The 23,176-nt window shown below is 67.3% G+C and carries 23 protein-coding genes; 7 read left to right on the top strand and 16 right to left on the bottom strand.

The window, feature by feature from the left end; genetic code table 11:
• Positions 1–56: 56 nt before the first annotated feature.
• The 3 genes from N0B71_RS17005 (at position 57) to aqpZ (ending at position 2,922) form a co-directional block, all read left to right on the top strand.
• Entirely contained in the window at positions 57–1,451 is a 1,395-nt protein-coding gene (locus N0B71_RS17005; RefSeq protein ID WP_259753819.1) for a class II fumarate hydratase, read from the top strand.
• Positions 1,444–2,067, top strand: a complete 624-nt coding sequence (locus tag N0B71_RS17000) for an NAD(P)H-dependent oxidoreductase (RefSeq protein WP_259753818.1) — start codon at positions 1,444–1,446, stop codon at positions 2,065–2,067. Before N0B71_RS17005 ends, N0B71_RS17000 begins: the two co-directional genes overlap by 8 nt.
• 171 nt (positions 2,068–2,238) lie before the next feature.
• Positions 2,239–2,922 (top strand): aquaporin Z, encoded by a 684-nt coding sequence (gene aqpZ / locus N0B71_RS16995; protein ID WP_259753817.1) that lies wholly within the window; start codon positions 2,239–2,241, stop codon positions 2,920–2,922.
• A 189-nt stretch (positions 2,923–3,111) separates the two neighbouring features.
• On the opposite strand, the gene N0B71_RS16990 is transcribed toward aqpZ, so the two are convergent.
• The 12 genes from N0B71_RS16990 to N0B71_RS16935 all read right to left on the bottom strand — a co-directional run bounded on the left by N0B71_RS16990 (position 3,112) and on the right by N0B71_RS16935 (position 13,610).
• Positions 3,112–4,071: a DMT family transporter gene (locus N0B71_RS16990; RefSeq protein WP_259753816.1), complete on the bottom strand. Its 960-nt coding sequence runs from the start codon at positions 4,069–4,071 to the stop codon at positions 3,112–3,114.
• Positions 4,072–4,188: 117 nt separating this feature from the next.
• The gene (locus N0B71_RS16985; protein ID WP_259753815.1) at positions 4,189–4,608 is read right to left on the bottom strand and encodes an MAPEG family protein; all 420 of its coding nucleotides are present in this window, start codon (positions 4,606–4,608) and stop codon (positions 4,189–4,191) included.
• A gap of 453 nt (positions 4,609–5,061) precedes the next feature.
• Positions 5,062–5,277, bottom strand: coding sequence for a TOBE domain-containing protein (locus N0B71_RS16980; protein WP_259753814.1), 216 nt, complete (start codon positions 5,275–5,277; stop codon positions 5,062–5,064).
• Between the two features lie 39 nt (positions 5,278–5,316).
• Positions 5,317–6,129 (bottom strand): aliphatic sulfonates ABC transporter ATP-binding protein, encoded by an 813-nt coding sequence (gene ssuB / locus N0B71_RS16975; protein ID WP_259753812.1) that lies wholly within the window; start codon positions 6,127–6,129, stop codon positions 5,317–5,319.
• The gene (gene ssuC, locus N0B71_RS16970; protein WP_259753811.1) at positions 6,126–6,914 is read right to left on the bottom strand and encodes an aliphatic sulfonate ABC transporter permease SsuC; all 789 of its coding nucleotides are present in this window, start codon (positions 6,912–6,914) and stop codon (positions 6,126–6,128) included. Before ssuC ends, ssuB begins: the two co-directional genes overlap by 4 nt.
• 68 nt (positions 6,915–6,982) lie before the next feature.
• A complete protein-coding gene (ssuD, locus tag N0B71_RS16965) occupies positions 6,983–8,131 on the bottom strand; it encodes an FMNH2-dependent alkanesulfonate monooxygenase (RefSeq protein WP_259753810.1) in 1,149 nt (382 codons plus the stop codon).
• A 163-nt stretch (positions 8,132–8,294) separates the two neighbouring features.
• Entirely contained in the window at positions 8,295–9,260 is a 966-nt protein-coding gene (locus tag N0B71_RS16960; protein WP_259753809.1) for a sulfonate ABC transporter substrate-binding protein, read from the bottom strand.
• A 132-nt stretch (positions 9,261–9,392) separates the two neighbouring features.
• Positions 9,393–9,986 (bottom strand): NADPH-dependent FMN reductase, encoded by a 594-nt coding sequence (ssuE, locus tag N0B71_RS16955; RefSeq protein ID WP_259753807.1) that lies wholly within the window; start codon positions 9,984–9,986, stop codon positions 9,393–9,395.
• A 220-nt stretch (positions 9,987–10,206) separates the two neighbouring features.
• Positions 10,207–10,959, bottom strand: a complete 753-nt coding sequence (locus N0B71_RS16950; RefSeq protein ID WP_259753806.1) for an ABC transporter ATP-binding protein — start codon at positions 10,957–10,959, stop codon at positions 10,207–10,209.
• The gene (locus N0B71_RS16945; protein WP_259753805.1) at positions 10,956–11,780 is read right to left on the bottom strand and encodes an ABC transporter permease; all 825 of its coding nucleotides are present in this window, start codon (positions 11,778–11,780) and stop codon (positions 10,956–10,958) included. Before N0B71_RS16945 ends, N0B71_RS16950 begins: the two co-directional genes overlap by 4 nt.
• A gap of 3 nt (positions 11,781–11,783) precedes the next feature.
• Positions 11,784–12,797: an aliphatic sulfonate ABC transporter substrate-binding protein gene (locus N0B71_RS16940; protein ID WP_259753804.1), complete on the bottom strand. Its 1,014-nt coding sequence runs from the start codon at positions 12,795–12,797 to the stop codon at positions 11,784–11,786.
• Between the two features lie 174 nt (positions 12,798–12,971).
• Positions 12,972–13,610 (bottom strand): peroxiredoxin, encoded by a 639-nt coding sequence (locus tag N0B71_RS16935; protein WP_017517643.1) that lies wholly within the window; start codon positions 13,608–13,610, stop codon positions 12,972–12,974.
• Positions 13,611–13,903: 293 nt separating this feature from the next.
• Here N0B71_RS16935 and N0B71_RS16930 point away from each other — a divergent pair, with 293 nt between their 5' ends.
• Positions 13,904–14,110 (top strand): DUF6316 family protein, encoded by a 207-nt coding sequence (locus N0B71_RS16930; protein WP_259753802.1) that lies wholly within the window; start codon positions 13,904–13,906, stop codon positions 14,108–14,110.
• Positions 14,111–14,578: 468 nt separating this feature from the next.
• On the opposite strand, the gene N0B71_RS16925 is transcribed toward N0B71_RS16930, so the two are convergent.
• The gene (locus N0B71_RS16925; RefSeq protein ID WP_259753800.1) at positions 14,579–16,141 is read right to left on the bottom strand and encodes a sigma-54-dependent transcriptional regulator; all 1,563 of its coding nucleotides are present in this window, start codon (positions 16,139–16,141) and stop codon (positions 14,579–14,581) included.
• Between the two features lie 261 nt (positions 16,142–16,402).
• On the opposite strand from N0B71_RS16925, the gene phhA reads away from it, so the two are divergent.
• The 3 genes from phhA (at position 16,403) to N0B71_RS16910 (ending at position 18,845) form a co-directional block, all read left to right on the top strand.
• Positions 16,403–17,191: a phenylalanine 4-monooxygenase gene (gene phhA, locus N0B71_RS16920; RefSeq protein ID WP_259753799.1), complete on the top strand. Its 789-nt coding sequence runs from the start codon at positions 16,403–16,405 to the stop codon at positions 17,189–17,191.
• A gap of 104 nt (positions 17,192–17,295) precedes the next feature.
• Positions 17,296–17,652 (top strand): 4a-hydroxytetrahydrobiopterin dehydratase, encoded by a 357-nt coding sequence (locus N0B71_RS16915; protein ID WP_259753798.1) that lies wholly within the window; start codon positions 17,296–17,298, stop codon positions 17,650–17,652.
• The gene (locus N0B71_RS16910; RefSeq protein WP_259753797.1) at positions 17,649–18,845 is read left to right on the top strand and encodes an amino acid aminotransferase; all 1,197 of its coding nucleotides are present in this window, start codon (positions 17,649–17,651) and stop codon (positions 18,843–18,845) included. The genes N0B71_RS16915 and N0B71_RS16910 overlap by 4 nt, the downstream gene beginning before the upstream one ends.
• Positions 18,846–19,430: 585 nt before the next feature.
• On the opposite strand, the gene N0B71_RS16905 is transcribed toward N0B71_RS16910, so the two are convergent.
• The 3 genes from N0B71_RS16905 to N0B71_RS16895 all read right to left on the bottom strand — a co-directional run bounded on the left by N0B71_RS16905 (position 19,431) and on the right by N0B71_RS16895 (position 23,085).
• The gene (locus N0B71_RS16905) at positions 19,431–20,453 is read right to left on the bottom strand and encodes a transporter (protein ID WP_259753795.1); all 1,023 of its coding nucleotides are present in this window, start codon (positions 20,451–20,453) and stop codon (positions 19,431–19,433) included.
• A gap of 162 nt (positions 20,454–20,615) precedes the next feature.
• Positions 20,616–21,746 (bottom strand): TIGR03364 family FAD-dependent oxidoreductase, encoded by a 1,131-nt coding sequence (locus tag N0B71_RS16900; protein ID WP_259753794.1) that lies wholly within the window; start codon positions 21,744–21,746, stop codon positions 20,616–20,618.
• A 313-nt stretch (positions 21,747–22,059) separates the two neighbouring features.
• Positions 22,060–23,085 (bottom strand): putative 2-aminoethylphosphonate ABC transporter substrate-binding protein, encoded by a 1,026-nt coding sequence (locus N0B71_RS16895; protein WP_259753793.1) that lies wholly within the window; start codon positions 23,083–23,085, stop codon positions 22,060–22,062.
• Positions 23,086–23,176: the final 91 nt, after the last annotated feature.

The following is a 23,176-nucleotide window of genomic DNA, read 5'->3' as shown; positions in this document are numbered from 1 at the left end:
CCCGCCAGCGCCATAGCGGCCTAAACTGGCCGAGACCCCATTTCCGGAGATGCACCATGAGCCGCACCGAAACCGACAGCCTCGGCCCCATCGAAGTCCCCGACGACGCCTACTGGGGCGCCCAGACCCAGCGCTCGCTGGAGAACTTCGCCATCGGCGGCCAGCGCATGCCACTGGCCGTCGTGCATGCCCTGGCGCTGATCAAGAAGGCCGCCGCGCGGGTCAACGCGCAACTGGGCGAACTGCCGGAGAACATCACCAGCCTCATCGAGGAAGCCGCCGACGAAGTGCTGGCGGGCGAACATGACGACCAGTTCCCCCTCGTCGTCTGGCAGACCGGCAGCGGCACGCAGAGCAACATGAACGTCAACGAGGTCATCGCCGGGCGCGCCAACGAGATCGCCGGCAACGGCCGCGGCGGCAAGAAACCGGTGCACCCCAACGACCACGTGAACCGCGCCCAGAGCTCCAACGACAGCTTCCCCACCGCCATGCACATCGCCGCCGCCCAGGCGGTGCACCACGACCTGCTGCCGGCCATCGCCGAGCTCAGCGGTGGCCTTGCGCAGCAGGCCGCGCGCCACGCCCACCTGGTGAAGACCGGGCGTACCCACCTGATGGACGCCACCCCCGTCACCTTCGGCCAGGAGCTGTCCGCCTTCGTCGCCCAGCTGGACTACGCCGAGCGCGCCATCCGCGCGGCGCTGCCGGCGGTCTATGAACTGGCCCAGGGCGGCACCGCCGTGGGCACCGGGCTGAACGCGCCGAAGGAATTCGCCGAGGCCATCGCCGCCGAGCTGGCCGATCTGTCCGGGTTGCCTTTCGTCTCCGCGCCGAACAAGTTCGCCGCCCTCGCCGGCCACGAACCGCTGGTGACCTTGGCCGGGGCCATGAAGACCCTCGCCGTGGCGCTGATGAAGATCGCCAACGACCTGCGCCTGCTCGGCTCCGGCCCGCGCGCGGGCTTTGCCGAGGTGAAGCTGCCGGCCAACGAGCCGGGCTCCTCGATCATGCCCGGCAAGGTCAATCCGACCCAGTGCGAAGCGCTGTCGATGCTCGCCTGCCAGGTCTTCGGCAACGACGCGGCGATCACCTTCGCCGCCAGCCAGGGCCACCTGCAGCTCAACGTGTACAAGCCGGTGATCATCCACAACCTGCTGGAGTCCGCGCGCCTGCTGGCCGACGGCTGCCGCAACTTCAACACGCATTGCGTCGCCGGCATGGAGCCCGACGCGGCGAAGATGCGCGAGCACCTGGACCGCGGCCTGATGCTGGTGACCGCGCTGAACCCGCACATCGGCTACGACAAGGCCGCCGAGATCGCCAAGAAGGCCTACGCCGAGGGCAAGACTCTGCGCGAAGCCGCCCTGGAGCTGGGCTACCTGAGCGACGCCGAATTCGACCAGTGGGTGCGCCCGGAAACCATGCTGGAGGCCGGGCAGAATGGTTGAACCGACCCGCACCGGCGCCACCCCGCTGGAGGGCGACGGCAAGCGCGTGCTGCTGGTGCTGGGCTCGCCCAAGCCCGGCGGCTTCTGCCACGCGCTGGCCGACGCCTACGCCCACGGCGCTCGCGCCAAGGGCCACGTGGTGCACCTGCTCAAGCTCGGCGAACTGAACTTCGACCCGGTATTGCGCGGCGGCTACGAACAGAGCCAGACCCTGGAGCCGGACGTGCTCGAAGCTCAGCGGCAGATCCACTGGGCGCAGCACATCGCCTTCGTCTACCCGGTCTGGTGGGGCGGGCTGCCGGCGCTGCTGCAGGGCTTCTTCGACCGCGTGCTGCAACCGGGCTTCGCCTTCCGCTATCGCTCGGCCGAGTCCCGCGAGTTCGAACCCCTGCTGGGCGGGCGCAGCGCCGACCTGCTGGTCAGCCACGACCAGACCCACTGGCACTATCGCCTGCGCCAGGGCGCCCCGGCGCACCGGCAGATGACCCGTTGCATCCTCGCGGCCTGCGGCATCGCCCTGCGCCATCTGGAGGAGTTCAGCCCGGTGCGCGGTTCCGGCGAGGAACAGCGGCAGACCTGGCTGCGGCGGGCGGAGCAGCTGGGCACGCAGGTCTGAGCGGACGGCGGACGATGCCCAAGGCCTTGTCCGCCGAGCTTTTCATAGCCATGGCCTGCGCCTTCAGAAGGGTTTCCCGGCACCTTGGGAAAACACCTACAACCGGCCCCAATGCGACTTCCCTAGCATGCCCTCGCCCCAATCCGGGGTTCGTCTTGCCTTGGAGGCAGCATGCTTCGCAAACTTTCCGCCGAAATGATCGGCACGTTCTGGCTGGTGTTCGGTGGTTGCGGCAGCGCCATCTTCGCGGCCCAGGGAATCGGTACGCTGGGTGTGTCCCTGGCGTTCGGCCTGACCGTCGTGACCATGGCCTACGCCATCGGCCCGATCTCCGGTTGCCACCTCAACCCCGCCGTCAGCCTCGGCCTGTGGGCCGGTGGCCGCTTCAACGGTCGTGACCTGCTCCCCTACATCCTCGCCCAGGTGATCGGCGGCATCCTCGCCGGCGCAGCCCTGTTCTGCATCGCCAGCGGCAAGCCGGGCTTCGACGCCCTCGCCGGCTTTGCCGCCAACGGCTTCGGCGAAGGCTCGCCGGGCGGCTATTCGATGCAGGCCGCACTGGCCACCGAAATGCTGCTGACCGCGTTCTTCCTGTTCGTGATCATGGGCGCCACCGACAGCAAGCTGGCCCCGGCCGGTTTCGCGCCGATCGCCATCGGCCTGGCCCTGACGCTGATCCACCTGATCAGCATCCCGATCGACAACACCTCGGTGAACCCGGCGCGCAGCCTGGGCGTGGCGATCTTCGCCGACCCGCTGTTCATGAAGCAGGTCTGGCTGTTCTGGGTCGGCCCGCTGCTGGGCGGCGTGATCGGCGCGCTGGCCTACCGCGCGGTGCGTCCGGCCCAGGCCTGATCCACGGCTCGCTTTGCCAGCTGAAACGGGCGCCTTCGGGCGCCCGTTTTCGTGGGTGGTGAGCCTGCCAGGGCAGCCTGTAGGAGCGAGCTTGCTCGCGAACAGGTTTTCCGGCCGGCACCGCTGCCGCGCGGGTTCGCGAGCAAGCTCGCTCCTACGGCCAATGACCTGCTTCCCCTGGCAGGGGATTCAGACGTTGGCGATGCGTGCCCGGCGCGCCCGGTAGCTGCGCAGCAGCGATGGCGCCAGGGCGGTGAGCGCCGAGCCGACGACCACCAGCAGCGCGCCGACATAGGCCAGGCCGTTGAGGTCTTCCGGGCGCACGAAGTCGGGCCACAGCGAGGCGGCCAGCGCCACCGAGGCGAAGGTCACCAGCGGCGTGATCGCCAGGGTCGCGCTGACCCGCGAGGCTTCCCAGTGCGCCAGCGCCTCGGCGAAGGCGCCATAGGCCACCAGGGTGTTCAGGCAGCAGGCCAGCAACAGCCAGCCTTGCAACGGCGACAGGTCCAGCGCCTCCAGCGGATGCGCCCAGGGCGTGAGCAGCGCGCCGCAGCCCAGGTAGATCACCATCATCACCTGCCCGGACGTCCACTGCGTCAGCAATTGCTTCTGCGCCAGGCCGTAGAAGGTCCAGATGAAGGCGGCGAAGACCACGATCAGCACGCCGGTGGTGTATTCGCCGAGGGAGCCGAACAGCTCGGCCAGGCGCTGGTTGAAGAACAGCCCGAAGCCGGCGATCAGCACCGCGAGCCCAAGGGCCTGGCCGACGCTGAAGCTCTCCTTGAAGACGAACAGGCTGCCCAGCAGCAGGAGGATCGGCGCGATCTGGATGACCAGCTGCGTGGTGCCCGGCGTGAGCATGCGCAGGCCGATCAGGTAGCACACATAGTTGCCGGTCAGGCCGAGGATGGCCGCCAGCACCAGGCCCATGCCGCGTGAGCCCAGTGGCGCGAAGCGCGGCAGCTGGCGGGTGAAGGCCAGGTAGATCAGCAGCAGGCCACCGGACACCACCAGGCGAAACCAGGTGACGGTGATCGGGTCCATGACCTTCAGGACCTCCTTGAGCTTGATCGGCAGGATGCCCCAGAGGACGGCGGTGACCAGTGCCAGGAACAGGCCGAACTGCCAGCGGCCGGATGAAACGTGCATGAGAGCCTCGACGCGTGTGCGGTCCGCCATGCTAAGTCATGGCGGTATCGCCCCATAGGAACAGTTGCGCGGCGCAACTGTTCCGGTCGTTCGCCCAGCTGCACGCGTCGCGGCGGATCACACCAGGGTGGACAGGCGCAGCAGCCACCAGATCAGGATGATCAGCTGGACGAAGAAGGCCGCGAAACGCACCCAGACCGCCAGCGCCGAGGTGCTGAGCAGATGCACCAGCGACTGGACGATGCGCGCCACCAGCAGGGTCGGCGCCAGCGGGTCGGTGATCAGCGTCTGCTGGGTGACCATGGCGTAGAGCAGCACGGCGCAGAACAGCGGCACGTTCTCCACGCAGTTGGCGTGGGCGCGCACCACGCGCTGGCCGAAGGCGCCCGGCGTGGTGCTGCCGTCGGCGGCGAAGGCATTCACCTTCATGCGCCCGGACATCACCAGGAGGCCGCGCTGGTTGACCACTAGCAGGACCAGCAGCACGGTCCAGGCGACCAGGCCGAGCAACGCGAAGGCAGAGGGACTCAGGGACATGGGGACTCCGTTCTCTTGTTGGTTTGAGCGGAGTCTAGGGGAGGTAGAGCAATTGCTCTATATAGTGCCGCCGCACGGGATGGGATCTTGCAGGAGCAAGGGCATTTCGCCGGGAAAACCGTGCAGGTGCATTCCCCTCACCCCAGCCCTCTCCCAGAGGGAGAGGGAGCAGATCGTGCCGGCTGACGCTGTCGCTTCATCCTGCACCGTACGGTCCCCTCTCCCTTCGGAGCGGGGCGCGTAGCCAGGGTTAGGGTGAGGGCAAGCCCACGCACAGGATTTCATGTGGGAGCGCCTCCCCTGTAGGAGCGAGCTTGCTCGCGAACGTGACTGACGCCGGGGCTCGGGCGGTTCGCGAGCAAGCTCGCTCCTACAAGGGCCAGCCCGACGCCATATCCGCAAAAGAAAACGGGCAGCCCGTCGCCGGACTGCCCGCCTCGTCCAGCGCCGTATTCACAGCTTGGCGATGGAAACCTCGGTGGATTTCACGAAGGCGATCACTTCGCTGCCGATGGTCAGCTCCAGTTCCTTCACGGAACGGGTGGTGATGACCGAGGTGACGATACCGGCCGCGGTCTGCACGTCGATTTCCGACAGCACATCGCCTTCGACGATTTCCTTGATGGTGCCTTTGAACTGGTTGCGGACGTTGATGGCTTTGATGGTCATGGCGTAGCTCCTTGGGAGAATCGGGGGTTCACTGTGGGGTCAGAGCGCCCAGCGCAGTTGCGTGGGCAGTGGGGAAACAGGTTCCGGCTCCGGCGGTTGGGCCGGCAGCGACAACACGCGTTCGAGCACTTCGGCTTCCAGCGCGGCCAGGCGGGCCGAGCCACGGGCGCGCGGCCGGTGCAGTTCGACGTTGAGGTCCAGGCCGATCTCGCCGTCCTCGATGAGGATCACCCGGTCGGCGATGGCCACGGCCTCGCTGACGTCGTGGGTGACCAGCAGCACGGTGAAACCATGCTGCCGCCAGAGGTTCTCGATCAGTTGCTGCATCTCGATGCGGGTCAGGGCATCCAGCGCGCCCAGCGGCTCGTCGAGCAGCAGCAGGCGCGGCTGGTGGATCAGCGCACGGGCCAGGGCCACGCGCTGCTTCTGGCCACCGGACAAGCCCGCCGGCCATTCGTTGGCACGGTCGGAGAGGCCCACCGCCGCCAAAGCGTCCAGCGCCTTGGGGCGCCAATCGCCCTTCAGGCCCAGGCCGACGTTGTCGATCACCCGCTTCCAGGGCAGCAGACGCGAGTCCTGGAACATCAGGCGAGTCTCTTCACGGGCGCTGTCCAGCGGCGCGGAGCCAGCCAGCAGTTGGCCTTCGCTGGCTTCATCCAGGCCGGCCAGCAGGCGCAGCAGCGTGCTCTTGCCGCAGCCGCTGCGACCGACGATGGCGACGAACTGGCCGGCGGGAATCCGCAGTTCGATGCCCTTGAGCACCTCGCGTTCGCCGAAGCGCTTGCGCACGTTTTCCAGTGCCAGCGGGATGCCTTTCTTGAGTTGCTGGGGCAGGTTGTTCACCGCGTTCATGCCGCACCTCCCTTGACCTGATAGGCGGGGTGCCAGCGCAGCCAGATGCGTTCCAGGCCGCGGGCGGCGAGGTCGGCCAGTTTGCCGAGCACGGCGTAGAGCAGGATCGCCAGCACCACCACGTCGGTCTGCAGGAACTCGCGGGCGTTCATCGCCAGGTAACCGATGCCGGAGTTGGCGGAGATGGTCTCGGCGACGATCAGGGTCAGCCACATGAAGCCCAGGGCGAAGCGCACGCCCACCAGGATCGAGGGCAGCGCACCGGGCAGGATCACCTGGCGGAACAGGGCGAAGCCGGACAGCCCGTAGCTGCGCGACATTTCCAGCAGGCCCGGATCGATGTTGCGGATGCCGTGGTAGGTGTTGAGGTAGATCGGGAACAGCGTGCCGAGAGCGACCAGGAAGATCTTCGCCGACTCGTCGATGCCGAACCACAGGATCACCAGCGGGATCAGCGCCAGGTGCGGCACGTTGCGGATCATCTGCACCGAGCTGTCGAGGAAACGCTCGCCCCACGTCGACAGGCCGGTGATCAGGCCCAGGGCCAGGCCGATGCTGCCGCCGATGAGGAAGCCGACGGCGGCGCGCCAGGTGCTGATCGCCAGGTGCTGCCAGAGCTCGCCGCTGACCACCAGGTGGTAGCCGGCCTCGGCCACGGCGCTGGGCGCGGGCAGGATGCGGCTGGACAGCCAGCCGAATTCCACCGCGAGCTGCCAGATGACCACCAGGCCCACCGGCAGGGCCCAGGGCGCGAGGCGCTGGGCAAGGTTGTTGGTAACGCTCATCTCAATTCTCCGGATTCTTCGTCGCTACGTCGGGCGCATCACGCGCCAGCGTTATCCGCCCCAGGGTTTCAGCTCGCCGAAGCGGCCTTGGGCAGGATGTCGTTGGCGACCATCTCGCCGAACGGGCTGACGTAGCCGCGCGCCTGCGGTTGCTGCGCCTGGGCCAGGTCCAGGTGCGGGAACAGCAGTTCGGCGACCCGGTAGGACTCTTCCAGGTGCGGGTAGCCGGAGAAGATGAAGGTGTCGATCCCCAGGTCCGCGTACTCCTTCACGCGGGCCGCCACGGTCGGGCCATCGCCCACCAGCGCGGTGCCGGCGCCGCCCCGCACCAGGCCGACACCGGCCCAGAGGTTGGGGCTGACTTCCAGGTTGTCCTTGTTGCCACCGTGCAGGGCGGCCATGCGTTGCTGGCCGACGGAATCGAAGCGCGCCAGCGAGGCCTGGGCGCGGGCGATGGTGTCGTCGTCCAGGTGGGAGATCAGGCGGTCGGCGGCTTGCCAGGCTTCCTCGTTGGTCTCGCGGACGATCACGTGCAGGCGGATGCCGAAGCGCACCGTGCGGCCCTGCTTGGCAGCCTTCTCGCGCACCTGGGCGATCTTCTCGGCGACGGCGGCCGGCGGCTCGCCCCAGGTCAGGTACAGCTCGACCTGCTCGGCCGCCAGGTCCTGGGCGGCATCGGAGGAGCCACCGAAATACAGCGGCGGGCGCGGTTGCTGGATCGGCGGGTAGAGCAGCTTGGCGCCCTTCACCTGCAGGTGCTTGCCGTCGTAGTCGACGGTCTCGCCTTCCAGTACGCGGCGCCAGATACGGGTGAATTCGACCGAGGCTTCGTAGCGCTCGGCGTGGCTCAGGTGCAGGCCGTCGCCGGCCAGCTCGTCCGGGTCACCGCCGGTCACCAGGTTGAACAGCGCGCGCCCACCGGAGAGCCGGTCGAGGGTTGCGGCCTGGCGGGCAGCCACGGTCGGGGAAATGATGCCCGGGCGCAGCGCGACCAGGAATTTCAGACGCTGGGTCACCGGGATCAGCGAGGCGGCAACCAGCCAGGAATCCTCGCAGGAGCGGCCGGTGGGGATCAGCACACCACCGAAACCGAGGCGGTCGGCGGCCTGGGCGACCTGTTGCAGATAACCGTGGTCCACGGCGCGGGCGCCTTCGGCGGTGCCCAGGTAATGGCCGTCGCCGTGGGTCGGCAGGAACCAGAAGATGTTGAGACTCATCGCAGTAACTCCAGATAAGCGCGCCGGCGTGGCGTAGCCGCGCGATGATGGGATTCGGGTGTTTCTAAGCGCTTTTTTGTAGGAGCGAGCTTGCTCGCGAACGGATTTCCCGGCAGCGCTGGAGCTGGGCGGGTTCGCGAGCAAGCTCGCTCCTACAGGTGTGTCACTGGGCGGCGGCCACCTTGGCCGGGGCCGTCCAGACCACGTCCTTGATGCTCAGCTTCTTGGGAATCAGCTTCAGGTCGGTGAAGGTGTCGGCGATCTTCTGCTGCGCGGCGGTCACTTCCGGGGTGATCGGCTGGGCGCCGTAGCCCTGGCGTTTCACCGCGGTGAAGGTGATGTCCGCCGGCAGGCCGAGCAGCGGCGCGACCTGGTCGGTGACCTGCTGCGGGTTCTGCTGCGACCACTGGCCCACCGAACGCACTTCGTCGATCAAGGTGGTGATCACCTGCGGGTGGTTGTTCGCGTAGGGACGGGTCGCCAGATAGAACTGGTGGTTATCCACAAGGCCGGTGCCATCCACCAGGGTGCGGGCGGAGAGCTGCTTCTCGGCGGCGGCCTGGTACGGGTCCCAGATGACCCAGGCATCCACGCTGCCGCGCTCGAAGGCGGCGCGGGCGTCGGCCGGCGGCAGGTACACGGGCTGGATGTCGGTGTACTTCAGGCCGGCCTTTTCCAGGGCGCGCACCAGCAGGTAGTGCACGTTGGAGCCCTTGTTCAGGGCAACCTTCTTGCCCTTGAGCTCGGCCACGGATTTGATCGGCGAATCCTTGGGCAGCAGGATCGCTTCGCTGGTGGGCGCCGGCGGTTCGTGGGCGACGTAGACCAGATCGGCGCCAGCGGCCTGGGCGAAGACCGGCGGGGTTTCGCCAGTGACGCCGAAGTCGATGCTGCCGACGTTCAGGCCTTCCAGCAGCTGCGGGCCGCCGGGGAATTCGGTCCATTGCACCTTGACGCCCTGCTCGGCCAGGCGCTTTTCCAGCGTGCCGCGGGCCTTGAGCAGCACCAGGGTGCCGTACTTCTGGTAGCCGATACGCAGGGTACCGGGTTGTTCATCTGCCTGGGCGTTGTAGGACAGGGCCGCGATCAGCAGGGCCGCCAGTCCACTGCGCAAAGTGAGGGTCCGCATGGGAGTGCTCCTTTATCGAGTGTGCTTGCCGGACCTGCGGTCCCGTTGGCGGGACGGTGAGGGCCTGTTCGTGTTTGACGCAGCGGGCGCCTGCCGGGTTGGGGCTTGGCGTTCGCGGCGTTGGTTGGTCGGTCAGATGCTCCAGCGGGCGTTGAGCAGCCGCTCGTTGAGCAGGTTCGGGTCGATGGGTTTCGGTCGTCGCGCCAGGGCGCTGTGGAACTGCTCCAGGGAGTCCAGCAGGCGGTGTTCGAGGGTCGATTCCAGGCGCGCCGGGGTTGTGCCCTCGGGGTAGTGCACCTGGCTCTCCTCGGCGAACACGCCGTGCAGGGTTTCCTGGGCCTTCAACGCGGCGAGGACGGGCTTGAGCGCGTAGTCCACCGCCAGCATGTGGGCGTTGCTGCCGCCGGTGGCCAGGGGCAGCACCACCTTGTGTGCCAGCGCGCGCTCCGGCAGCAGGTCGAGAATCACCTTCAGCGCACCGGCGATGGACGCCTTGTACACCGGAGTGGAAATCACCACGCCGTCGGCGCGCAGCACCTGCTCGATCAGCTCGACCACGCGCGGGCTGTCGAAGCGCGCATGCAGCAGGTCCTCGGCGGGGAAGTCGCGCACGCTGTACGAGCGCACCTCGGCGCCGCGGGCGTGCAGCCAGTTCCGCGCGATGTCCAGGAGGACACCGGAACGGGAACGCTGGCTCGGGCTGCCGGCAAGGGTGACTACATACATCTGCACGCTTCCTTATAACGATCAGAGCGGTACAAATGCCGCGCTGCTAACCAATGTGCATAGACCTTAACAGCCCTTCGCATATTCCAATAAATGGTATTTATTCATTTAGTTATGCGATTTTGTTTTTAACGTAGGAGCGAGCTTGCTCGCGAACCGCTTCACGGCGGGTTACCGAAGAGCGTTCGCGAGCAAGCTCGCTCCTACAGGGAGGTGAAGGTCAGATGACGTGGGACTGGTGCAGCTCGGTCAGTGCTTCGCCGCGCAGGAAGGCCAGCTCCACGGCGCGGCGGTCGCGCGGACGCGGCAGCGGCACGGGGAACTCGCGGCGCAGGCGGCTGGGGGTGCCGCCCAGCAGCAGGACGCGATCGCTGAGGTAGAAGGCTTCGTCGAGGTCATGGGTGACCAGCAAAATGCTGATGTCGTAGTCCAGCGCCAATTGCTGGATCAGGTCCTGCAGGCGGATGCGGGTGAAGGCGTCCACCGCGCTGAAGGGTTCGTCCAGCAGCAGGACCTGCGGCCGGCCGTAGAGGCCGCGGGCGATGGCCGCGCGCTGGGCCATGCCGCCGGAGAGCTGCTTGGGCAGCAGGCCGCCCTTGCCTTCCAGCCCCACGTCGCGCAGCAGGTGTTCGATGCGGTGGTCGTCGGCCAGCCAGCCGTCGGCGAAGCCGATGTTCTGCGCCACGGTCAGCCAGGGCAGCAGGCGCGGTTCCTGGAACACCACGCCGATGCCGCCACCGCCGCGGCCGGTGTCGCCGTCCGGGCCGAAGCCCAGCAGCGGGTTGCGTTCCAGGGAGCCGGCGAACTCGTCGTCCAGCCCGGCGGCGATGCGCAGCAGGGTGCTTTTTCCACAGCCACTGGGGCCGAGCAGGCTGACCACTTCGCCCGGCGCCAGGCTCAGGCTGACGTCATCCAGCACACGCACGCCGGAGAAACTCTTGCGGATATCCCGCAGCTCCAACAGGGCGCTCATCGGCTCTCTCCGTTGCCGGCAAAGGTGTCGCGCCAGGCCAGCGTACGCTGTTCCAGCGCCTTGAGCAGGCTGTCGCTGAGCTTGCCCAGCACCGCCAGCACCAGGATGGCGGCGATGACGATGTCCGGCCGCGAGGTTTCCCGGCCATCGCTGAGCAGGTAGCCCAGGCCGCGGGTAGCGGCGATCAGTTCGGCGGCGACGAGGAACATCCAGCTCAGGCTCAGCGCGCCGCGCAGGCCGGTGAACAGGCTCGGCAGCGCTGCCGGCAGGAGGATGCGCCGCACCAGGGCGAAAGGCGACAGGTGATACAGCCGGCCCAGTTCCACCCACTTGCGGTCGACGTTGCGCACGCCGGCCACCAGCGACAGGTAGACGGGGAAGAAGGCGCCCAGGGCGATCAGCACGATCTTCGGGGTTTCGTCGATGCCCAGCCAGAGCAGCAGCAGGGGCACCCAGGCCAGGCTGGGGATGGCCCGCAGCGCCTGGAAGGTAGGTTCAAGATAGGCCTCGGCGCGCTGGCTCAGGCCCACCCAGGTGCCGATCAGCACGGCGGCCGCCGCGCCGATGAAGAAGCCGGCCGCCACCCGCGCCAGGCTGGCGGCGACGTGTTTCCACAGCTCACCCTGGGCCAGTTGCCACAGCGTCAGCGCGACGCTGCTGGGCGCCGGCATCTGGTGCTCGGCGAGCCAGCCGACGCGCACGGAGAATTCCAGTGCCGCGCAGAGGATCAACGGCACCAGCCAGGCGCGCCAGCCCAGCCGCGGCCAGCGCAGTGGCAATGCACGACGCTGGCGGGCCAGGCGCAGGCTCTGGGAGGGCATGGATTATTGCCCCGCCTTGGCGACGGCGGGTTTGCCGATCACTTCGCCGGCCAGTTGCGGGGCGATCAACTGATCGACCACGGCGGTGACGTCGGTGCCCGGACGCACCAGTTGTTCGTCCAGCAGGATCGGTGCGGCGGCCTTGAGCGCGGCGACCTGCTCCGCCCCCGGCAGCGGCTTGCTGAAGTCGGTGCGCGAGAGTTGCAGCTTGGCCACTTCCAGCGGCAGCTTGGCTTCCTCGGCCAGCAGCTTGGCGGTCTCCTCCGGGTGGGCCACGGCCCACTGGCGCGCCTCTTCATAGGCGGCGATGACCTGTTTGATCAGGGCCGGCTGCTCCTGCTCGAATTTCTCGGTGACGCTGAGCACGCCGTAACTGTTGAAGTCGACGTTGCGGTACAGCAGGCGCGAACCGGCCTGCAGCTCGCTGGCGGCCATGTGCGGATCGAGGCCGGCCCAGGCGTCCACCCTGCCCTGCTCCAGCGCGGCGCGGCCGTCCGGGTGCTGCAGGTGGACGATCTCCACGTCGTTCTTGTCCAGCCCTGCCTGCTGCAGGCTGCGCAGCAGGAACAGGTAGGGGTCGGTGCCCTTGGTGGCGGCGATCTTCTTGCCTTTCAGATCGGCGACGGACTTGAGCGGGGAATCCTTGGGCACCACCAGCGCCGTCCATTCCGGGCGGCTGGCGATGTACACGGTCTTCAGCGGGCTGCCATTGGCGCGGCTGAGCACGGCGGCCAGGCCCGCGGTGGAGGCGAAGTCGGTGCTGCCGGCGTTGAGGTATTCCAGCGAACGGTTGCTGCCCTGGCTGAACACCCAGCGCACTTCGGTGCCCTGCGGCTTGAGAGCTTTTTCTAGATAGCCGAAGTGCTTGAGCACCAGGCTGGTGGGGGCGTAGTAGGCGTAGTCCAGCCGCACTTCCTTGGGCGCGTCGGCGGCGTTGGCGGGGCTGTTGTAGGCGCCGATCGGCAGGCTCGCGAGAAGAGCGACGGCCAGGCTGCGGCGCCAGGTGGAATGACCCATGGTCTTCTCCTTGGCGGGGCTTGCGTCTTCTTCCCGTTTGGCGGGCAAGTCAGATCTTGAATAAAAAAGCGCGGCGTGGTCCGCGCATGAAGGATAAAAAATGGGCCGGCGGACCGGCCCGATTTCCGCTCGAGGTTTGCTCGTACGGTGACTCCCCGGATGGGGAGCGGAGAGTCACTTGTTCGGTTGCGGCGTCAGGCGCAGGTAGGGCTTGATCGCACGATAGCCTTTGGGGAAGCGCTGCTTGATCTCTTCCTCGTCCTTGAGCGAGGGCACGATCACCACGTCGTCGCCGTCCTGCCAGTTGCCGGGCGTTGCGACCTTGTGGTTGTCGGTGAGCTGCAGCGAGTCGATGACGCGCAGGATCTCGTTGAAGTTGCGCCCGGTGCTCGCCGGGTAGGTGATGGTCAGGCGCACCTTCTTGTTCGGGTCGATGACGAACAGCGAACGCACCGTCAGGGTGTCGTTGGCGTTCGGGTGGATCAGGTCGTACAGCTCGGACACCTTGCGGTCGGCGTCGGCGATGATCGGAAAATTGACCACGGTGTTCTGGGTCTCGTTGATGTCGTCGATCCACTTCAGGTGGGAGTCCACCGGGTCGACGGACAGAGCGATGACCTTGACGCCCTTGGCGGCGAACTGGTCCTTGAGCTTGGCGGTCAGGCCCAGCTCGGTGGTGCACACCGGGGTGAAGTCGGCCGGGTGGGAGAACAGGACGCCCCAGCTGTTGCCCAGCCATTCATGGAAACGGATGCGGCCTTCGCTGGATTCCTGTTCGAAGTCGGGGGCGATGTCGCCAAGTCGCAAGCTCATGGGTCTCTCCTTGTTCGTGTTGGTAGCCACTATGCACAAGGTCTTTCCGCAATAAAAAGAATATATTTTGATTTTCTTATAACCAAAACACCATTCTCGCCAGGACCCTGTTTGGCGGCGACCGCCGCCGGGACACTGAGCATAGCCAAGACGCCGCCCGAGCCGGCCGGCAGGTGTTGCACGCCTGAAACGACGGCTTGCCGTTCGTCGCCATTCCTCTCCAGCCCCGGCGCGGCGGGGCTTTGCGGCATACACTCGATTTAATTGAGCCTTTTGATGAGGGAGGGCAGCGTATGTTGGGACAACGGGCCGGCGACGATCAGGCAGGCACTCATTACCGCAGCGACCGCATCAGCGCGGTCAACGGCCAGTACTTCTTTTCCACCCGCGAGGGGACGCTGGAAGGCCCCTACTTCACCCGCTTCGATGCCGAGCGCGAGGTGGCGCAGTACATCAACCGCATGCGACAGGCGGCGGGGCTGATGGCGCGCGCGCAGTAGCCTGCGGGCTGGCAGAAGGTGAAAAACCAAACCCCGGCCTGGTGCCGGGGTTTTGTTCGTCTGTTTCCTGAGATCGGTTCGCGAGCAAGCTCGCTCCTACGAAGAGCTCGCCGCCCGTCCTGTAGGAGCGGACCTCGTCCGCGAAATCCTTCGCGACGAAATGCATAGCCACCCGAGACACCGACAGCCACCGCCCGCTCCACCGCTCGCGCCCTTGTAGGAACGAGCTTGCTCGCGAACCCGCAGGACGCGTCGGCCTTGCCGACGGATCGCGGGCGTGGCCCGCTCCTACAGTATGACGCCACCGCTCTCGCTCCTGTAGGAGCGGACCTTGTCCGCGAATTCCTTCGCGACGGAATGCACAGCCACCCGAGACACCGACAGCCACCGCCCGCTCCACCGCTCCCGCCCTTGTAGGAGCGAGCTTGCTCGCGAACCCTCAGATGCATCGGCGACGAGTCGCGGGCATCAGGGCTCTTCGCTCTGCCCTACTCCGTGCATCCGCAGTTTGTTGGCAATCGTGGTGTGCGAGACGCCCAGTCGCTTGCCCAGTTGCCGGCTGCTCGGGTGCTCGCGGTACAGGCGTTCCAGCACGGCTTTCTCGAAGCGGCCGACGATGGCGTCCAGCCCGCCTTCCAGGGAGAAATCCCCCAGCGGATGCGGCGCCCCATAGTCCGGCAGGCGGATGTGCTCGGGGCGGATGGTGCCGCCCTCGCACAGGGACACCGCCTGGAACAGCGCGTTCTCCAGCTGCCGCACGTTGCCCGGCCAGTGGTAGCGGCCGAGGCGGTCCAGCGCCTGCGGCGAGAGCTTGGGCAGCGCACAGCCGATCTGCCGGCTGGCCTGGTCGAGGAAGTGCTCCACCAGCGGCTCCAGGCCGTCCAGGCATTCGCGCAGCGGCGGAATGTGCAGCGACAGTACGTTGAGGCGGTGGTAGAGGTCCTGGCGGAATTCGCCCTTGGTGCACAGCTCGGAAAGGTCCACCTGGGTCGCGCAGATCACCCGCACATCGAGGTACACCTCCTCGTCGCTGCCCACGCGGCGGAAGCAACCGTCCTGCAGGAAGCGCAACAGCTTGGCCTGCAGGCGCGGGCTCATCTCGCCGACGCCATCGAGGAACAACGTGCCGCCGGCGGTCAGCTCCAGCAGGCCGAGCTTGCCTTCCGGGCGCGCGCCTTCGAAGGCGCCGGGGCCGTAGCCGAACAGCTCGGTCTCGGCCATGGATTCAGGCAGGCCGGCGCAGTTCAGCGCCATGAACGGCGACTGCCCGCGCGGGCTGGCAAGGTGGCAGGCGCGGGCCAGCAGTTCCTTGCCGGTGCCGGTCTCGCCCTCGATCAACAGCGGCGCATCCAGCGGCGCCATGCGCCGCGCCTCGCGCACCACCGCGGCCATCACCCGCGAGCTCTGGAAGATGCTGTCGAAGCCGCGCAGCTCCAGGCGGCGCACGTTGTAGATGCGCTCGCCGACCCGGTCGGCGCGGTGCAGTGTGAGCACGGCGCCGGCCAGCGCTTCGCTTTCGTCATGTTCGGATTGCAGCGGCGCGATGTCGGCGAGGAACACATCACCCTTGACCTTCACCCGCAGGCCATTGATGCGCGCCTTGTTGGCCCGCACCAGCTCCGGCAGGTCGAGGTCCTCGGCGTAGCGCGACAGCGGAATGCCCGGCACTTCGTCGACGCGCACGCCCAGCAGCTGCGCGGCCGCACGGTTGCCCGCGACGATCTGCCCAGCCATGTCGATCGACAGCACGGGGAACTCCAGCGCCGCCAGCAGCGCGTTCAGCTCCAGATGGCGCCGCTCGCTGGGCATCAGGCCGACGCGCTTGACGCCGAACACGCCGGGCACCGCTTCGAGCTTGGGCTTGAGCGACTGGAACTGCAGGTTGATGAGGTTCGGGCAGAGCAGGTAGATGGCGTTGCCCTGCTCGCCACCGACTTCGCCGCGGTTGACGTTGATGCCGTAGTCGACCAGCAGGTTGAGGATGTCGCGCAGGATGCCGACGCGGTTCTGGCAGTGCACTTTGATGCGCATGGCGGGCCCGTGGTTGTCGTTGTGGTGGGCGTTCCGGCAGGTTTTTTCGCAAGACGGCCGGAAATTTCCGTCAAGAATATGTGACACATCACCGCACCTTCAAGCCACAACCGCATGACGGCGCCGCCAGTCGTCAGCATTTCTTTACGGATCGACCGCTTCCGCCGCTGTCGGCGCAGCTCCCGGGGGGCTGCTCGGCGGCACGCGTCGCGCTATTGCTTGAGTCATCACAAGAACAGGCAGCTCGACGCCGGAGGATCCATGAAGACAACGCAATACGTGGCCCGCCAACCTGACGAAGACGGTTTCATCCACTACCCGGAAACCGAGCACCAGGTCTGGAACACCCTGATCACCCGTCAGCTGAAGGTGATCGAGGGCCGCGCGTGTCAGGAGTACCTGGACGGCATCGAACAGCTCGGCCTGCCCCACGAGCGCATCCCGCAACTGGGCGAAGTCAACCGGGTGCTGCAGGCCACCACCGGCTGGCGCGTGGCGCGGGTACCGGCGCTGATTCCATTCCAGACGTTCTTCGAGCTGCTGGCGAGCCAGCAATTCCCCGTCGCGACCTTCATCCGCACCCCCGAGGAGCTGGACTACCTGCAGGAGCCGGACATCTTCCACGAGATCTTCGGCCACTGCCCGCTGCTGACCAACCCCTGGTTCGCCGAGTTCACCCACACCTACGGCAAGCTGGGCCTGGCGGCGAGCAAGGAAGAGCGCGTGTTCCTCGCCCGCCTCTACTGGATGACCATCGAGTTCGGCCTGCTGGACACGTCCCAGGGCCTGCGCATCTATGGCGGCGGCATCCTCTCCTCGCCCAAGGAGACCGTCTACAGCCTCTCCGGCGAGCCCGAGCACCAGGCCTTCGACCCGCTGGAATGCATGCGCACGCCGTACCGCATCGACATCCTGCAGCCCCTGTATTTCGTGCTCCCCGAACTCAAGCGCCTGTTCGAACTGGCCCATGAGGACATCATGGCGCTAGTGCGCGAAGCCATGCGCCTGGGTCTGCACGCGCCGAAATTCCCGCCGAAACAGGCCGCCTGATCCGCTGCAATCGAGCCCATCTGTGCCTAGGATGAGACGTGCTCGCGCGCCTAAGATGGTTCGCGAGCGCACTCCTATGCCACCCCACGACAAGGAGAACCTTCATGACCGCACTCACCCAAGCCCATTGCGAAGCCTGCCGCGCCGACGCCCCGAAGGTGTCCGACGAAGAACTGGCGGTGCTGATCAAGCAGATCCCGGACTGGAACATCGAGGTCCGTGACGATCACATGGAACTGGAGCGGGTATTCCTGTTCAAGAACTTCAGGCACGCCCTGGCCTTCACCAACGCGGTAGGCGCCATCGCCGAGGAAGAAGGCCACCACCCCGACCTGCTGACCCAGTGGGGCAAGGTCACCGTCACCTGGTGGAGCCACGAACTTCGCGGCCTGCACCGCAACGACTTCATCATGGCCGCGCGCACCGACGAGCTGGCCGCGACAGCAGAGGGACGCAAATGAGCCATTTCGCCAAGGTCACCCGCGTACCGGGCGACCCGATCCTGGGCCTGCTCGAAGCCTATCGGGCGGACCCCAACCCCGCGCGGCTCGACCTTGGCGTGGGCGTCTACAAGGACGCCCAGGGCCTCACGCCGATCCCTCGCGCGGTGAAGCTCGCCGAACAGCGCCTGGTCGATACCGAGACCACCAAGAGCTATGTCGGCAGCCACGGTGACGCGCTGTTCGCCGCGCGCCTGTGCGAGCTGGTGCTGGGCGTCACCTCGCCGCTGCTGGCCGGGGCCCGCGCCGACGCCACCCAGACGCCGGGCGGCACCGGCGCCCTGCGCCTGGCGGCGGAGTTCATCGCCCACTGCCTGCCGGGCAAGCACATCTGGCTGAGCGACCCGACCTGGCCGATCCACGAGACCCTGTTCGCCGCTGCCGGCGTGCCGATCAAGCACTACCCCTACGTTGGCGCGGACAACCGCCTCGACGCGGACGCCATGTTCGCCATGCTGGAGAAGATCCCTCAGGGCGACGTGGTGCTGCTGCACGCCTGCTGCCACAACCCCACCGGCTTCGACCTGGACCACCAGCAGTGGCAACGCGTGCTGGAGATCGTCCGCCGCCGCGAGCTGCTGCCGCTGCTGGACTTCGCCTACCAGGGCCTGGGCGACGGCCTGGAAGAGGACGCCTACTCGGTGCGCCTGCTGGCGCAGAACCTGCCGGAAGTGCTGGTCACCAGCTCCTGCTCGAAGAACTTCGGCCTCTACCGCGACCGCGTCGGCGCGCTGATCGTCTGTGCCGAGAGCGCCGACAAGCTCACCGACATCCGCAGCCAGCTGGCGCTGTTCGCCCGCAACCTGTGGTCCACCCCGCCGGCCCACGGCGCGGAAGTGGTCGCCACCATCCTGGGCGACCCGGAGCTGAAGAACCTCTGGCTGGACGAGCTGGACGGCATGCGCGGGCGCATCGCCGACCTGCGCGTCGGTCTGGTAGAAGCCCTGCGCCCCCACGGGCTGGCGGAGCGCTTCGCGCACATCGCCCTCCAGCGCGGCATGTTCTCCTACACCGGCCTGCAGGCCGAGCAGGTGCGCATCCTGCGCGAGGAGCACAGCATCTACCTGGTGAGCAGCGGCCGCGCCAATATCGCCGGACTCGACGGCGAGCGCCTGGATCATCTGGCAGCGGCCATCGCCCGCGTCTGCCGCTGACGACGCTTTCTTCCCCCTCGACCGGCCACTGGGCCGGTCTTTTTTTGCCCGGTCTCGGGGGCAGCCCGAGCGTAGGAGCGGACTTCGTCCGCGATGTGCCACCGGCCAGCGCGGAGCAGCCGGGAATCGATCGCGGACAGAGTCCGCTCCTACACAGGCTGGTTGCGCCGGGTAAACCTGTAGGAGCGGACTTCGTCCGCGATGTGCAACCGGCCAGCGCGGAGCTGCCGGGAATCGTTCGCGGATAGAGTCCGCTCCTACCTGAATAATCGCGCCGGGGCATGCCCTCTCCCCCGCCCTGGCTGCGCGCCCCGCTCCGAAGGAAGAGGGAGCCGCCCGTGCCGGCTGACCCCGCAGTTTCAGCCGGCGCTGATCCAGTCCCCTCTCCCTTCAGGGAGAGGGTTAGGGAGAGGGAAACACAGGCACGGACTTTCAGAGAGCGATAATTGCTCCTACGCAACCAGCTTGCGCCGGCGCAAACCTGTAGGAGCGAGCTTGCTCGCGAACACCCCCAGCACCGAGCTGCCGGTTAATCCCGTTCGCGAGCAAGCTCGCTCCTATCAAGGGGCCGCATGCCGATGTCGGTCAGTAATCATCGCGCTTGCGAAACGCCCAGCGCCCGGCCAGGCCGGTAAAGCTGGCCACCAGCACCACCAGGATCCAGAAGCCTTCCGGGTCGTTGGCGAAGGGGATGCCGCCGACGTTCATGCCGAAGAAACCGGCGATGATGTTGATCGGCAGCGCCAGCACCGTGACTACGGTGAGGGTGAACAGCGTGCGGTTGCTCTGTTCGTTGATCTTCGCGGCGATCTCTTCCTGCAGCAGCTTGATGCGCTCGCCCAGCGCGGTGAGGTCGTTGATCACCAGGGAGAATTCCTCGGTGGCTTCGCGCAGCACGCGCACGTCGTCCTCCGTCAGCCACACCGGCGGGCGGTTGAGCAGGCGCATCAGCGAGCCCGGCTCCAGCGCCAGCAGGCGTTGCAGGCGCACCAGTACGCGGCGCATGGCGCCCAGGTCGGCGCGACTGGTGGCGAGGCGCGAGGACAGCAACTGGTCCTCGATGCGGTCCACGCTCAGGCTGGTCTCGCGGACGATGCGGGTGAGGATATCGCCCTGGTCGCGCAGCAGGTGCACCAGCAGCTCCAGCGGCGAATTGAAACACTCGCCGCGCTTCACCGACGAGCGCAGCGTATCCACCGAGCGCAGCGGCTGCGCGCGGGCGGTGACCAGCAGGCGGCCGCGGGCGCACACCCAGAGGGTGGCGACGTCCGAGGACATGCGGCTGCCGAAGTCGAAGACCACGTCGTTGACCACCGCCAGCAGCGCGTCGTCCACATGCTCGATGCGCGTGGAGCGCGAACCTTCGCGCAGGGTTTCGAAGAAGTAGTCGGGCAGTTCCAGGTGCGACTTCATCCAGCGCTCGCACGCCGCGTGCGCCAGGTTCAGGTGCAGCCAGAGGAACTCGTCCGCCGCGCGCGGCTGCCGCAGGCGCTGCAGGGCGGTGGGCGAATCGATCTCCAGACCGGGCTGGTCCGGACGAAAGCTGAAGCCGTAGAGCAGGCCGAACAGGTCGGAGTCCTGGTGGCTCTGGACGATGCTGTGGTTCATGGTTTTCTGCGCACGCAAGTGGGGCGCGCCTGTAGGGGTGAGCTTGCTCGCGAACCCGCACGGCACGGACTGTTCGCGAGCAAGCTCGCTCCTACGAAGAGCAGGTCAGGCCCGCCCTCCGGTGTTATCAGAAGCCCATGACCTTCCCATGACAGCCAGGTGTCAGCCGAACAGCGCGGCGACCGTGCGCTCTCCCAGCGCCGGGCCGATGCTCATGCCAACGCCGGTGTGCATCAGCACGGCGGTGACGCCGTCGGCGGCCTGCAGCACCGAGAACGGCCCCGGCCCGCGCGCGCCATAGACGCCCTGCCAGCGCTCGACCACCTCCACGCGCATGCCCAGCGTGTCCTCGGCCAGTTCCAGCATCAGCCGGTCGACGAATTCGGCGTTGAACGGCGCGGCGTCGCTGCCGTAGTGGTGGGAGTCACCGATGATCAGCTCGCCATGGGGCGTGGGGCTGACCAGCAGGTGGATGCCCTGCGCCTCCAGCTCCGGCGTCTCGCGGCGGATCTGCTCGCGCACCGCCTCGGCCTCGGGCAGGTCGGAGAAGGCGCCGTAGTGCACACAGCTCAGGCCGGTGAGAATCGAATGGGCAAGGCCGACATCGACCTGCGGACGGGCGCGCAGCATCTGCAGGCGACACACCTGCGGCTCCAGCGGCGCGATGACCTCGGCCAGCAACGTCTGGTAGTCGTGGCCAGAGCAGACGATCACCTGCCCGGCGGTGAAGGTCCCCGCGGTGGTGCGCAGCACGCCGATGTCGACATCGCGCACCAAGGTGGAGAAATGGAACGCCACGCCGTGCTCGCGGCGCAGGTGGTCGATCAGGCTCGGCAGCGCCTCGCGGGAATACAGCTGCTGGTCGTCGAAGCCCACCAGCGCGGCGCGGTGGTGGCGGAACTGCCCCTGGTAGAGGTCGTTCAGTTCGCTGCCGCGCAGCAGGCCTACGCGGTAATCCAGCGCTTTGGCACGGCCGGCGCAGAAGGCTTCGAGCAGGCGCTCCTCGGCTTCGCTGCGGGCGAACAGCAGCGAGCCGTTGCGCCGCAGGGAGAACCCGGCGCCCTGCGCCCAGTGCGCCCAGATCGGCCGGCTGGCACGGGCCAGGTCCGACATCACGCCCGGCGGCTGGCCGGTGACCAGCGCCTGGCCGAAGTTGCGCACCGAGGCGCCCAGGGGCGTGGCGGTGCGCTCGAAGACGCGCACGGAGAGGCCGCGGCGGGCGGCGGCGTAGGCGTGGGAGAGGCCGAGGATGCCGGCGCCGACGATGGCGACGTCGCAGTGGGTGTGGGTCATGGTGGATGTCCTGCGTGGTGAAGAGCCCCTCTCCCCAACCCTCTCCCTGAAGGGAGAGGGGGCCCTCCTCTGCCGAGAAGAATTCCGGGTTCATCCCGCGACGTCGGGGCATTCAGGCAACTGCCTTCAGCAACCCGCTGCCTGGGTCAGCAAGCAAATGACACGTCGGTCGCGCCGCCCTGTCACGCTTCGCTGGCCAACAGGACTTCACCCACCTCGAACCAACACGCCGAGCAGCCCCCTCTCCCTTCAGGGAGAGGGTTGGGGAGAGGGGGCCGCCAGCGCCGAACCACAGACGAACTTCAGCCGAGCCTTACTTCTGCGCGACCTTCTCCGACTTGCCGTCATAGCGCTTGCGCCATTCGGCGAGGATCTCGTCGCGGTTCTTCGAGGCCCAGGCGAAGTCGTTCTTGATCAGGCGCTGCTCGTAGTCGGCCGGCAGTTCGGTCTGCGGCTTGGCGATGCCCGGCTGCGCCAGCACGGCGAAGTTTTCCTTGTACAGCTCCATGGCCTTGGGGCTGGCGGAGAAGTCGGCGAGTTTCTTCGCCGCGGCTTCGTGCTGGGTGCCCTTGACGATGCCGGTGGCCTCGATTTCCCAGCCCAGGCCTTCCTTGGGCAGGACGATGTCCAGCGGTGCGCCCTGGCGCTTGAGCTGCACGGCCGGGTACTCGAAGGAGATGCCGATCGGGAATTCGCCGGCGGCGGCCAGCTTGCACGGCTTGGAGCCGGAGTGGACGTACTGGCCGATGTTCTCGTGCAGCGCGTCCATGTAGGCCCAGCCCTGCTTCTCGCCGAAGGTTTGCAGCCAGGCGGAGACGTCGAGGAAGCCGGTGCCGGAGGACGCCGGGTTGGGCATGACGATCTTGCCCTTGTACTCGGGCTTGGTCAGGTCCTGCCAGCTCACCGGCTTCTCCAGGCCCAGCTTCTGCGCCTCGACGGTGTTGAAGCAGATGGTCGCGGCCCAGACGTCCATGCCGACCCAGGCCGGCGGGTTGGCCGGATCGCGGTAGTTCTTGCCGATGGCGTCCAGGTGCTTGGGCGCGTACTTCTCCAGCATGCCCTGCTGATCGAGGATGGCCAGGCTGGAAGCGGCCAGGCCCCAGACGGCGTCGGCCTGCGGGCGATCCTTCTCGGCCAGCAGCTTGGCGGTGACGATGCCGGTGGAGTCGCGCACCCACTTGATCGTGATATCCGGGTTCTCGGCTTCGAAGGCCTGCTTGTAGGCGGTCAGCTGTTCCGGTTCCAGGGCGGTGTAGACGGTCAGCTCGGTGTCGGCGGCGTGGACCTGTGCGACGAAACCGGCAACCACGGCGGCGGCGAGGGCAAGACGTTTGAACATGTGGAGCTCCTTGGCAGTGTGGGTCTCCCGCGCGGGGCGGGGTTGTCAGGGGTTGAGCCCGGCACGCAAGCACCGGGCGACAGCGTCCAGC

It is taken from the genome of Pseudomonas sp. GCEP-101, assembly GCF_025133575.1.
GTDB classification, from domain to species: domain Bacteria; phylum Pseudomonadota; class Gammaproteobacteria; order Pseudomonadales; family Pseudomonadaceae; genus Pseudomonas; species Pseudomonas nitroreducens_B.
Note: the sequence above shows the minus strand (reverse complement) of the source record. Positions and strands in the feature narration are given on the sequence as shown.

Bases quoted from the DNA above. Each gene is read 5' to 3' on its own strand.
- N0B71_RS16945 (WP_259753805.1), bottom strand. From the start codon at position 11,780: ATGCCCTCCCAGAGCCTGCGCCTGGCCCGCCAGCGTCGTGCATTGCCA.
- ssuD (WP_259753810.1), bottom strand. From the start codon at position 8,131: ATGAGTCTCAACATCTTCTGGTTCCTGCCGACCCACGGCGACGGCCAT.
- N0B71_RS16950 (WP_259753806.1), bottom strand. From the start codon at position 10,959: ATGAGCGCCCTGTTGGAGCTGCGGGATATCCGCAAGAGTTTCTCCGGC.
- N0B71_RS16985 (WP_259753815.1), bottom strand. From the start codon at position 4,608: ATGTCCCTGAGTCCCTCTGCCTTCGCGTTGCTCGGCCTGGTCGCCTGG.
- ssuE (WP_259753807.1), bottom strand. From the start codon at position 9,986: ATGTATGTAGTCACCCTTGCCGGCAGCCCGAGCCAGCGTTCCCGTTCC.
- N0B71_RS16990 (WP_259753816.1), bottom strand. From the start codon at position 4,071: ATGCACGTTTCATCCGGCCGCTGGCAGTTCGGCCTGTTCCTGGCACTG.
- ssuC (WP_259753811.1), bottom strand. From the start codon at position 6,914: ATGAGCGTTACCAACAACCTTGCCCAGCGCCTCGCGCCCTGGGCCCTG.
- ssuB (WP_259753812.1), bottom strand. From the start codon at position 6,129: ATGAACGCGGTGAACAACCTGCCCCAGCAACTCAAGAAAGGCATCCCG.
- aqpZ (WP_259753817.1), top strand. From the start codon at position 2,239: ATGCTTCGCAAACTTTCCGCCGAAATGATCGGCACGTTCTGGCTGGTG.
- N0B71_RS16905 (WP_259753795.1), bottom strand. From the start codon at position 20,453: ATGAACCACAGCATCGTCCAGAGCCACCAGGACTCCGACCTGTTCGGC.
- N0B71_RS16960 (WP_259753809.1), bottom strand. From the start codon at position 9,260: ATGCGGACCCTCACTTTGCGCAGTGGACTGGCGGCCCTGCTGATCGCG.
- N0B71_RS16895 (WP_259753793.1), bottom strand. From the start codon at position 23,085: ATGTTCAAACGTCTTGCCCTCGCCGCCGCCGTGGTTGCCGGTTTCGTC.
- N0B71_RS16915 (WP_259753798.1), top strand. From the start codon at position 17,296: ATGACCGCACTCACCCAAGCCCATTGCGAAGCCTGCCGCGCCGACGCC.
- N0B71_RS16900 (WP_259753794.1), bottom strand. From the start codon at position 21,746: ATGACCCACACCCACTGCGACGTCGCCATCGTCGGCGCCGGCATCCTC.
- N0B71_RS16940 (WP_259753804.1), bottom strand. From the start codon at position 12,797: ATGGGTCATTCCACCTGGCGCCGCAGCCTGGCCGTCGCTCTTCTCGCG.
- N0B71_RS17005 (WP_259753819.1), top strand. From the start codon at position 57: ATGAGCCGCACCGAAACCGACAGCCTCGGCCCCATCGAAGTCCCCGAC.
- phhA (WP_259753799.1), top strand. From the start codon at position 16,403: ATGAAGACAACGCAATACGTGGCCCGCCAACCTGACGAAGACGGTTTC.
- N0B71_RS17000 (WP_259753818.1), top strand. From the start codon at position 1,444: ATGGTTGAACCGACCCGCACCGGCGCCACCCCGCTGGAGGGCGACGGC.
- N0B71_RS16930 (WP_259753802.1), top strand. From the start codon at position 13,904: ATGTTGGGACAACGGGCCGGCGACGATCAGGCAGGCACTCATTACCGC.
- N0B71_RS16935 (WP_017517643.1), bottom strand. From the start codon at position 13,610: ATGAGCTTGCGACTTGGCGACATCGCCCCCGACTTCGAACAGGAATCC.
- N0B71_RS16980 (WP_259753814.1), bottom strand. From the start codon at position 5,277: ATGACCATCAAAGCCATCAACGTCCGCAACCAGTTCAAAGGCACCATC.
- N0B71_RS16910 (WP_259753797.1), top strand. From the start codon at position 17,649: ATGAGCCATTTCGCCAAGGTCACCCGCGTACCGGGCGACCCGATCCTG.
- N0B71_RS16925 (WP_259753800.1), bottom strand. From the start codon at position 16,141: ATGCGCATCAAAGTGCACTGCCAGAACCGCGTCGGCATCCTGCGCGAC.